Below are 10,147 nucleotides of genomic sequence, written 5' to 3'. Positions count from 1 at the left end.
CCCGTCGGTGTTTCATGCGGTCAGGCAATGCCGAGTTCGTCGTCGAGGAGGTCGAACAGCTCCTCGGCGGTGGCGCCGTGCAGGGCGCCGCTGTCGTGTGCAGGGTTGGCGCCGGCCCAGGCGTCGAGCAGGCTGTGCAGGCGGGCGGCGACCTTGGACCGGTCCGGGTCGTCGGCGCTGACGGCGGCCAGGCCCGCTTCGAGGCGGTCCAGTTCGCCGAGCACCGACAGGGCGGAGGCGGCGCGTTCGTCGAGCAGTTCGTCCTGCAGATAGCGGGCCAGCGCCGCGGGTGTCGGCTGGTCGAAGACGATCGTGGCGGGCAGTCGTAGACCTGCGGCGGCGGCGAGCCGGTTGCGCAGGTCGACGGCGGCGAGGGAGTCGAGGCCGCACTCGACCAGCCCGCGGTCGGGCTGGATGGCGTCGGCGGAGGCGTGACCGAGGACCGCGGCGACCTGGGTCTGCACCATCTCGAGCAGGATCCGCGGCCGGTCGGCGGGTGCCGCGCCGACGAGCCGCCGTTTGAGCGCCGCACCGGGCTCGGCGGCGTCGGCGGAGTTCTCCGCGACCCGGCGGGCGGGTCGACGGACCAGGTTGCGCAGCAGCGGCGGCACCGGGCCGTTGCCGGCCGCGACGGCCGGCTGCAACCCGATCGGCAGGACGACGGGAGTGCCGGCGCCCACCGCCGTATCGAACGCGGCGAGGCCGGTCTCGGCGGTGAAGGGGGTGATGCCGAAGCTGGTCATCCGGCTGATGTCGGCGTCGCTGAGCTGCCCGGCCATTCCACCGCCGACCGCCCACGGCCCCCAGGCGAGGGAGATCGCGGCGAGGCCGTGGTGGCGGCGGTGCCGGGCGAGTGCGTCCAGGTAGGCGTTGGCCGCGGCGTAGTTGCCCTGTCCCGGGCCGCCGAAGCTGCCGGCCGAGGAGGAGAACAGGACGAACGCGGTCAGGTCCCGGTCCTGGGTGAGCTGGTGCAGGTTGCGGGCGGCGTCGGCCTTGGCGGCCAGGACCGCGGCGACCCGCTGCGGGGTCAGGGAGGCGAGGACACCGTCGTCGACGATGCCGGCGGCGTGCACGACGGCGGTGAGCGGGTGCTCGGCCGCGACGGCGGCGAGGGTATGGGCGAGCTGTTCGGCATCGGCGGTGTCGCAGGCCGCCACGGTGACGGTCGCGCCGAGCCCGGTCAGCTGCCCGGTCAGTTCGGCGACACCGGGGGCGTCCGGTCCACGTCGGCTGGTCAGCAGCAGGTGTCGTACCCCGTGGGTGGTGACCAGGTGCCGGGCCAGCAGGCCGCCGAGGGCGCCGGTGCCGCCGGTGACCAGGACCGTGCCGTCCGGGTCGATGCCCAGGTCGGCGGGCGCGGCGGCGGCCCGGGTGAGCCGCGGCGCGTAGGCGCGGCCGTCGCGGACCGCCAGTTGCGGTTCGCCGCCGGCGAGGACACCGGGCAGGCTGGCCGCGGAGAGCGGCGAGTCGTCGACGTCGGCGAGCACGATCCGGTCCGGGTCCTCCGACTGCGCGGAGCGGATCAGGCCCCAGGCGGCGGCGTACGCCAGGTCGGGGGCGTCGACGGCGGGGTCCGGGTCAACCGCGCCGCGGCTGAGCAGGATCATTCGTGCCCCGGCGAAGGCGGGGTCGGCGAGCCAGCGTTGGGCGAGCGCCAGCCAGGCGTCGACCGCCGGGCCGGGTGCGGCCCCGCCGGCCTGCGCCGGGACGAAGACCAGGTCCGGTACGGCGCCCGAGGCGGCCAGCGCGTCCAGGTCCGGGTAGTCGTCGACGAGGGATCCGACGGCGGCCGCGGCGTCGGCCACGAACCCCTCGGGTGCGCCGATGACGGCGTACCGGCCGCCGGTGGGGGCGGCCTGCGGTTCGACGGGTGTCCAGTCCACTGTGAACAGCGGGGCCTCGTCGGTCGGCTGCCGTAGCTGGTTGACCGAGACCGGCCGCAGCACCAGTTTGCCGATCGTGGCGACCGGCTGCCCGCTCTGGTCGGCGAGGTCGATGCGGACCCCGTCGTCGCCGTTGGGGACGATCCGCACCCGGGCCACGGCGGCGCCGGTGGCGTGCAGGCCGATGCCGGTCCAGGAGAACGGCATCCGGCTCTGGGTGGGGCTCAGGCCCTGCTGCGCCTCGGCCGCCATGCCGAGGCCCATGGCGTGGGTGGCGGCGTCGAGCAGCGCCGGGTGCACGCCGTAGCGGGTGGCTTCGGTGGCGGTCGGCTCGGCCAGTTCGACCTCGGCGTAGATCTCCTCGCCGCGTTGCCAGGCCGCCCGCAGGCCCTGGAAGGCCGGGCCGTATCCGTACCCAAGCTGGGGCAGGAAGTCGTAGAGGAAGTCGACAGCGATCGGGGTGGCGTCGGTGGGCGGCCAGGTCTCGTCCGCGTCGGGTTCTGCGACCGGCACCGATGAGGCGGTGCCGGCGGCGTGCCGGGTCCACGGACCGTTGTCGTCCCGGTCCGGGCGGGAGTGCACGCTGAGGGTGCGTCGGCCGTCGGCGTCGGCCGGGCCGACGCGGACCTGTAGCCGGGTTCCGGTGTCGTCCGGGATGACCAGCGGCGCTTCCAGGGTGAGTTCCTCGACCTGGCCGCAGCCGGCGTGGTCGGCGGCGTGCGCGGCCATCTCGACGAAGGCGGTGCCGGGCAGGATCGCGGTGCCGAGCACGGTGTGGTCGGTGAGCCAGGGTTGCAGGGCGGTGGCCAGTCGGCCGGTGAACAGCACCTCACCGGTGTCGGCGAGCGTCGTGACGGTGTGCAGCAGCGGGTGGCCGGTGCCGCTGTCGGCGGAATCGGCCGGGTCCGGACGCAACCAGTAGGGCTGGTGCTGGAAGGCGTACGTGGGTAGCGGGATGCGGCGTGCGTCGGAGCCGGCGTAGACCGCTGTCCAGTCCGGGTCGGCGCCGCGGGTCTGCAGCCGGGCGAGTGCGGTCAGGACGGTGACCGGCTCCGGGTGTCCGGTGCGCAGCGCGGCGACGGCGACCGCCGCCCGGCCGGGCTGCTCGGCGAGGGTTTCCTCGGCCATCGCGGCCAGCACCGGGTCCGGGCCGAGTTCGAGCAGCGTACGGACCTGACGCTGGTGGAGTGCGAGGACCGCGTCCGCGAAGCGGACCGTCTCCCGGGCGTGCCGCACCCAGTAGTCGGGCGAGGTGAGCTCGGCAGTGGTGGCGAGTTCGCCGGTCAGGGTGGAGACGATGGGGATCTGCGGCGGGTGGTAGGTCACCGCGGTCGCGGCCCGCCGGAACTCGCCGAGCATCGGGTCCAGGTGCGGCGAGTGGAAGGCGTGGCTGACCTGGAGCCGCTTGGCCCGCCGCCCGGTGTCGCGCCAGTGCGTCACGAGCTGCTCGACCGAGGCTTCGTCCCCGGAGACCACAGTGGAGCTCGGTCCGTTGACGGCGGCGACGGTGATCCGGCCGTCCACCCCGTCGAGTGCGGCGAGCACCTCCGCCTCGCCGGCCTGGAGGGCGGCCATCGCACCGCCGTCGGGCAGCGCCTGCATGAGTCGGCCGCGGGCTGCGACCAGGGCGGCCGCGTCGGCCAGGTCGAGGACGCCGGCCACGTGGGCGGCGCTCAGCTCGCCGATCGAGTGCCCGGCCAGGTAGTCGGGGGCGATGCCCCAGTGGGCGAAGAGCCGGAACAGGGCGACCTCGACGGCGAAGAGCGCCGGCTGGGTGTATTCGGTGCGGTCCAGCAGGTCGGCGTGTGCCGGGTCGAGGACGAGGTCGCGGATCGACCGGTCGAGGTGGGCGTCCAGGTGGGCGCAGACCGCGTCGAACGCGTCGGCGTAGACCGGGTACGCGTCGTACAGCTCCCGGCCCATCCCGGCCCGCTGGCTGCCCTGCCCGGTGAAGAGCACCGCGGTGCGCCCGTCGACGGTGACGTCGGTGCTGAGCGCGGGAGCCGTGGTGTCGTCGCGCAGGGCGGTGAGGCTCCGGCGTACCTCGTCGAGGTCGGTCGCGACGATGGTCGCGCGGTGGTCGAGGGCCGCGCGGGTCGTGGCCAGTGACCAGCCGAGGTCGGTGAGGTGCGCGGCGGGCTCGTCGGTGAGGTGGTCGAGCAGCGCCGCCGCCTGCGCCCGCAGGGCGGGGGCGGTCGCGGCGGAGAGCGTGACCGGTACGGCGGGAAGCGACCCGCCGCCGGTCGGCGCCACCGGTGCCGGGGTCGCCGGATGTTCCAGGATGACGTGGGCGTTGGTGCCGCTCACGCCGAACGACGAGATGGCGCCGCGCCGGGGACGACCGGTGTCCGGCCAGTCGCGGCGCTCGGTGAGCAGCCGGACGGTGCCGGCGGACCAGTCGACGTGCGGTGACGGCTCGTCGGCGTGCAGGGTGCGGGGCAGCACCCCGGCCCGCAGCGCGAGGACGGTCTTGATGACTCCGCTGACGCCGGAGGCGGCCTGGGTGTGGCCGATGTTGGACTTCAGCGAGCCCAGCCACAGCGGGTCGGCCTCGTGGCGGCCGGAACCGTAGGCGTTGATGACGGCCTGCGCCTCGATCGGGTCGCCGAGGACGGTGCCGGTGCCGTGCGCCTCGACCACGTCGACGTCGGCGGCCGTGAGTCCGGCATCGGCGAGCGCGGCGTGGATGACCCGCTGCTGGGCGGGGCCGCTCGGGGCGGAGAGGCCGTTGGAGGCGCCGTCCTGGTTGACCGCGCTGCCCCGGATGACGGCGAGGACCTGGTGGCCGTTGGCCTCGGCGTCGCGGAGCCGTTCGACGACCAGGACGCTGACGCCCTCGGCCCAGCCGGTGCCGTCCGCGTCCGCGCCGAATGCCTTGCACCGGCCGTCGGCGGCCAGGCCGCGTTGCCGGCTGAACTCGACGAAGACCATCGGGTTGCCGATCACCGCGACGCCGCCGGCCAGGGCCAGGTCACATTCGCCGCGCCGCAGCGACTGGGCGGCCAGGTGCAGGGCGACCAGCGACGACGAGCAGGCGGTGTCGACGGTGAGCGCCGGGCCTTCGAGGCCGAGCGCGTACGAGATGCGGCCGGAGATGACAGCGGTGGCGGTGCCGGTGAGCAGGTAGCCCTCGGTGCCCTCGGGGGCGTTGCGGACGCCCGCGCCGTAGCCCTGGCTCGACGCGCCGACGAACACGCCGGTCCGGCTGCCGCGCAACGAGTGCGGGTCGATTCCGGCCCGTTCGAAGCCCTCCCAGGCGGTCTCCAGGAGGAGCCGCTGCTGGGGGTCGGTGGCGAGCGCCTCGCGGGGAGAGATGCCGAAGAAGTCGGCGTCGAACTCGGCGGCCTCGTGCAGGAATCCGCCGGAGCGGGTGTAGCTGGTGCCGGGGTGGTCCGGGTCGGGGTGGTAGAGGGCCTCCACGTCCCAGCCGCGGTCGGCCGGGAAGTCCCCGATCGCGTCGCGGCCGTCGAGCACCAGTTGCCACAGGTCGTCCGGGTTGCGGACGCCGCCGGGCAGGCGGCAGCTCATCGCCACGATGGCGACCGGCTCGTCGGTCGTGGCGGGAGCCGTGGTGGGGTTCGCCGACGGGGCTGGGACGGTACCGGCCACCTCGTCGCGCAGCAGCCTGGCGATGGCCTGGACGTTGGGGTGGTCGAAGGCGAGCGTGGTGGGCAGCCGCAGGCCGGTCGCGGTGCAGAGCCGGTTGCGGAACTCGACGGCCGACAGGGAGTCGAAGCCGAGGTCGCGCAGAGCCCGGTCCGGGGTGACGGCGGAGGCGTCGGCGTGCCCGAGCACCGCGGCGGCCTCGCCGCGCACCAGGTCGACCAGGAACGTGTCGCGTTCTCCGGGTGTCATCCCGGCGAGTCGCTCGCGCAGCCCGGCGGCCTGGCTGTCGTCGTCGGGTGCCGCGGCGGACAGCGCGGTGCGGGCGTCGTCCAGGTCGGCGAGCAGGGCACTGGGCCGTCCGACGGTGAAGGACGGGGCGAACCGGTCCCAGCGCACGTCGGCGACAGTGACGGTGGCCTCGCCGAGCCCGACCGCCTGCGCCAGCGCGACAGTGGTCTGCTCGGGCGGCATCGGTGGCAGGCCGCGGCGCAGCAGGTGGTCGGCGGTCTCCTGTTTGGTGGCCATACCGCCGCCGCCCCAGGCGCCCCAGGACACGGCGGTAGCGGCGCAGCCGCGGGCCCGGCGGGCCTCGGCGAGTGCGTCCAGGTAGGCGTTGCCGGCGGCGTACGCGATCTGCCCGCCGCTGCCCCAGGTGCCGGCGACGGAGGAGAACAGCACGAACGCGTCCAGGTCGTCGGGCTCGCCGAAGAGCCGGTCGAGGTTCGCGGCGCCGGTGACCTTGGCGTCGAGCACGTGGGCGAACTCGGCGAGGGTGACGTCGGCGATCGGCGTGTGCTGGGCGACACCGGCGGTGTGGATGACGGCACGGATCGGGTCGCCGGCGTCGGCGCTGTCGCGGACCAGCGCGGTGATCGCGTCGAGGTCGGCGACGTCGCACGCGGCGACGGTGACCCGCACACCGGTCGCGGTGAGTTCCTCGGTCAGCTCGGCGGCCCCGGGCGCGGCCGGACCCCGCCGGCTGGTGAGGATGAGGTGGTCGGCGCCGTTGCGGGCGAGCCACCGGGCGAGTTCGGTGCCGATGCCGCCGGTGCCACCGGTGATGAGGACGGTGCCGGTCGGCTGCCAGGTGGGCGCGGTGCCGGTGGCGGCGCGGGTCAGCCGGCGGGCGAGGACACCGGACGAGCGCACGGCGACCTGGTCCTCGACGCCGTCGCCGGCGGTGATGCCGGTCAGGACCGCGCAGAGCCTGTCGGCGGCCCGCTCGTCGAGGGCTTCCGGCAGGTCGACGAGACCGCCCCAGGAGGCGGACTGTTCCAGGGCGGCGACCCGGCCGAGGCCCCAGACGAACGATTGCGGGACCCGGCGTACCGGGTCGGCCGGGCCGGTCGAGACCGCGCCACGGGTGGCCGCCCAGACCGGGGTCTGCGGGTGGGTCTCGCGCAGGGCGGCGAGCAGGGCGGTGGTGGCGGCGGTGCCCCGGGTGAGGGCCCGGTGCTGGTCGGTGGGGTGTTCGTCGAGGGCGAGCAGGGACAGGATGCCGACCGGGGCGGCGCCGTCGAGCGCCTGGGCGAGTTCCGCCTCGGGGGTGACGGTGACAGTCGCGCCGGCCCGGGTCATCCGGTCGGTGATCGTCGAGACCAGGTCCTGGTCGGTGCCCGCCGGTACGAGCAGCAGCCAGCCGCCGTCGAGTCGCGGCTGCGGCAGGTCGGTGCGCGGTCGCCAGGTCACCCGGTAGCGCCAGGTGTCCAGCGCCCGGTGCTCGCGGCGTCCCCGACGCCAGTCGCCCAGTTGCGCGACGGCGTCGTTGAGGTGGCCCATGCCGAGACCGGTCAGGTCCCCGTTGTCGACGGCCGCCCAGAACTCGGCGTCGACCGGGTCGGCGGCGACCAGCTCGGGGGCCGGGTCCGGCCAGAACCGGCGCCGTTGGAAGGCGTACGTGGGCAGGTCCGTGCGCCGGGCCTCGGGCAGCACCGTGGACCAGTCGACGGGGGCGCCGGCGACGTGCGCCTCGGCGAGCGCGCGGACGATCCGCCGCTGGTCGCCTTCGCCACGGCGCAGCGTGTGCAGGACCGGGGTGGTGACCGTGTCGCTGATCCCGGCGGTCAGCACCGGGTGCGGGCTGATCTCCAGGAAGAGACGGTTGCCGGCGGTGGCCGCTGCGGTGACGGCCTGGTCGAGGCGGACCGGGTTGCGCAGGTTGGCGTACCAGTAGCCGGCGTCGAGGGCGCCGCCGTCGGCGAGGGCGCCGGTGACGGTGGACAGGAACGGCACCGACGCCGGGCCGGGGGTGATGCCGGCCAGCGCGGTGGTCAGTTCGGCCGCGACCGGTTCCACGGCCTCACAGTGCGAGGCGTAGTCGACAGCGACCCGTCGAGCACGGACGCCTGCCGTCTCGCACCGGGTCAGGAACGCGTCCAGGGCCTCGGCCGGGCCGGCGACCACGGCGGCGGACGGCCCGTTGACGGCGGCGATCGTGACGCCGTCGGCCATCAGGTCCTCGACGGTGCCGAGCGGGGCGCTGACCGAGACCATGCCGCCGGTGCCGGCGAGCTGGAGCAGGGCCCGGCTGCGCAGCGCGACGACCTTCGCGCCGTCCTGGAGGGACAGCGCGCCGGCCGCGACCGCGGCGGCGATCTCACCCTGGGAATGGCCGATCACCGCCGAGGGGGTGACGCCGTGGCTGCGCCAGAGGTCGGCCAGGGACACCATCACGGCCCAGAGCGCCGGCTGCACCACGTCGACCCGGTCGAGCAGGCCGGGGTCGTCGGAGCGGAGCACGTCGAGCAGGTTCCACTCGACGTGCGGGCTGAGCGCGTCGGCGCAGGCGGCGATCCGGTCGGCGAAGACCGGCGCGGTGTCGAGCAGGTCGGCGGCCATGCCACTCCACTGGGAGCCCTGGCCGGGGAAGACGAAGACCACCTCGGCGTCACCGACGGCGGTGCCGGTGACGACGTCGGTGTCGGTGGTGCCGCCGGGTGTGGCGAGGGCGGCAAGGCCGGCCCGGTGCCGCGGGCCGAGGACGACCGCGCGGTGGGCGAGCACCGAGCGGGCGGTACGCAGCGTGTGCGCGACGTCCGCCGGTTCGGTGCCGGCGCCGGGGCCGTCGAGGTGGGCGGCCAGCCGCGACGCCTGGTCCCGCAGGGCGTCGGCGGTGCCGGCGGAGATCAGCCAGGGAAGCTCCCCGGCGCTCGGTGCGACCGGCTCGGCCGGCTCCACCACGGAGGCCGGCTCGGCGGCCGGCGCCTCCTCCAGGATGACGTGGGCGTTGGTGCCGGACATCCCGAACGACGACACCCCAGCGCGGCGCGGCCGCTCGCCGGTCGGCCAGGGGCGTTCCTCGGTGAGCAGGCGTACGTTGCCGGCGGTCCAGTCGACGTGCGGGGTCGGCTCGTCGACGTGCAGGGTCCGGGGCAGCGTCTCGTGTCGCAGCGCCTCGACCATCTTGATGACACCGCCGACGCCCGCAGCACCCTGGGAGTGCCCCAGGTTGGACTTGAGGGAGCCGAGCCACAGAGGACGGTCTTCGGGCCGGTCCTGGCCGTACGTGGCGATCAGCGCCTGGGCCTCGATCGGGTCACCGAGCACGGTGCCGGTGCCGTGCGCCTCGACGGCGTCCACGTCGGCGGTGGTCAGCCCGGCGTTGGCGAGAGCCTGCAACACGACGCGCTGCTGGGCGGGGCCGTTGGGGGCGGTGAGCCCGTTGGACGCGCCGTCCTGGTTGACGGCGGAGCCGCGCAGCACGGCGAGGATCGGGTGGCCGTTGCGTTGGGCGTCGCCGAGCCGCTCCAGCATGAGCAGGCCCACGCCCTCGGACCATCCGGTGCCGTCCGCGGCGCCGGCGAACGACTTGCACCGTCCGTCCGGGGCGAGACCGCGCTGGCGGCTGAAGCCGATGAACGCGGTCGGCGAGGCGAGGATGGTGGCGCCGCCGGCCAGGGCCAGGTCGCACTCGCCCAGGCGCAGCGCCTGACCGGCGAGGTGCAGGGCGACCAGCGACGACGAGCAGGCGGTGTCCAGTGTGACGGCCGGTCCCTCCAGGCCGAGCAGGTACGCGACGCGGCCGGAGATCACGCTGGGCGCGGTGCCGGTGAGGAAGTAGCCCTCGCTGCCCTCGGGCGGGTTCTGCTGGAGCAGCGAGACGTAGTCCTGGGTGCTCGGGGTGCCGGCGAAGATGCCGGTCCGGGTGCCGCGCAGGTGGTGCGGGTCGATGCCGGCCCGTTCGGTGGCCTCCCACGCGGTCTCCAGCAGCAGCCGCTGCTGCGGGTCCATCGCCATCGCCTCGCGCGGGCTGACGCCGAAGAACTCGGCGTCGAAGGCGGCCAGGTCGGCCAGGAAACCGCCGTCGCGGGTGTAGCAGGTGCCCGGGTTGTCGGGGTCGGGGTGGTAGAGACCGTCGAGGTCCCAGCCGCGATCGGTGGGGAATGCGCCGATGCCGTCGCGTCCCTCGGCGACCAGCTGCCAGAGGTCCTCGGGGCTGTGCACCCCGCCGGGATAGCGGCAGGCCATGCCGATCAGGGCGATCGGCTCGGAGCCGGCCGACTCCAACTCCCGAATGCGTTGACGCGCCTTGTGCAGGTCGGTCGTCACCCATTTCAGATAGTCCCGGAGCGTTTCTTCGCTTGCCATACGATGCCACCTCTTCAAGGCAGAGCGACCCGGAATGAGCTGGGCCGGAATACGGCGATCCGCAATCAGGA

1 protein-coding gene is annotated in these 10,147 nt (G+C 74.9%); it reads right to left on the bottom strand.

Annotation, left to right across the window (positions count from 1 at the left end; all coding sequences use genetic code 11):
- Positions 1-20: 20 nt before the first annotated feature.
- A complete protein-coding gene (locus GA0070619_RS09455; protein ID WP_088947710.1) occupies positions 21-10,076 on the bottom strand; it encodes a type I polyketide synthase in 10,056 nt (3,351 codons plus the stop codon).
- Positions 10,077-10,147 lie beyond the last annotated feature (71 nt).

The organism is Micromonospora zamorensis (assembly GCF_900090275.1).
GTDB classification, from domain to species: Bacteria; Actinomycetota; Actinomycetes; order Mycobacteriales; family Micromonosporaceae; genus Micromonospora; species Micromonospora zamorensis.
The sequence above is the reverse complement of the archived record's forward strand: the minus strand, read 5'-3'. Positions and strand labels throughout refer to the sequence as shown.